The following is a 1,057-nucleotide window of genomic DNA, read 5'->3' as shown; positions in this document are numbered from 1 at the left end:
CATCGCTGAGGTCGCTGGGGTAAGATCGTCTAAGAGTCACCCCTTAAGGATACCACCCTTTTACGACAGCCTCTAACATGTGGGCATGCCCAGGGACGCCCTGAAACCGGAGGGCGAGGAGGCCAGGGCGGAGGTCCGGGACCCCCTGGAGGGGAAGCTCCTCCTCACCTACCAGGAGGTGGCGAGGGCCCTCGGCCTCTCCCGCCGAACCATCTTCAAGCTGGTGGCGGAGGGCAAGCTCCGGCGGGTCCACCCCACCCCCCGCTCGGCCCGCATCACCAGGGAGAGCCTCCTGGCCTTCCTCCGCTCCCTGGAGGAGGAGAGGCCCGAGGGGACGGGGAAGAGCGTGGTGGACCGGGCCCGGGAGGTGCTCAGGCGCTTCGGCCTCTAGGAGGGAGGGTGGAGGAGGCGCGAGAGGCCACCAAGGAGAGGCGCGGGCCCCACATCCCCCACCAGGCCACCCTCTTCCTGGAGGGGAGCCTGGGGGAGGAGGGCTTCTCCAGCCCCCGCCTTCCCCGGGGGTGCCGGGTGGAGGTGGCGGGGTACGCCCTCACCCAGCCCGAGGAGCACCGGGGGGAGGGGGTCTTCGGCCTCTGGCCCAGGACGGACGGGGAGGGGAGGCTCGTCCTGGCCCAGGCGGCCACCAAGCTCAAGCGCCCCCTGGAGGGGCCGGAGCTCGTGGTCCACGGCCTCCTCCTCCACGCCGACGGGCGGAGGTTCGTGGTCCTCGTCCAGCCCAAGAGCGGGGAGGCCTTCCGGCTCACCCTGGTCCGGGCCCGGGGCTTCACCGCCTTCCTGGAGCCCAAGAAGGCCTACCGCTTTGAGGGGGCCCTGCGGGGGGGGAGGCTCCTCGCCGAGCGGGCCTTCCCCCTGGGGAAGTGGGCCCTGGCCCGGAAGGGGGAGAGGCCCCTCCCCGAGCCCATAGAGGGGGACCGGAACCCCCACCTGGAGGGGAGGCGGAAGGGGCCCGCGCCGAAGGAGGCGCGAAGGCCCGCCCCGCCCGAGCCCGAAAGCCCCCCGGAGCCCCGGAAGAGGGAGGCGCCCCCGCCCAGGAAGG

The 1,057-nt window shown here is 73.0% G+C and carries 2 protein-coding genes; both read left to right on the top strand.

Going from position 1 to position 1,057, the window contains the following annotated elements; genetic code table 11:
• Positions 1–85 precede the first annotated feature (85 nt).
• Positions 86–391, top strand: a complete 306-nt coding sequence (locus AC01Y6_RS10475; protein ID WP_476671464.1) for a helix-turn-helix transcriptional regulator — start codon at positions 86–88, stop codon at positions 389–391.
• A gap of 8 nt (positions 392–399) precedes the next feature.
• Positions 400–1,057: hypothetical protein (locus tag AC01Y6_RS10470; protein ID WP_476671463.1), on the top strand; the 658-nt coding region annotated here is incomplete at its 3' end.

It is taken from the genome of Thermus sp., from assembly GCF_056332225.1.
The sequence above is the reverse complement of the archived record's forward strand: the minus strand, read 5'-3'. Positions and strand labels throughout refer to the sequence as shown.

Coding starts and splice junctions, on each gene's coding strand:
- AC01Y6_RS10475 (WP_476671464.1), top strand. CDS start 86: ATGCCCAGGGACGCCCTGAAACCGGAGGGCGAGGAGGCCAGGGCGGAG.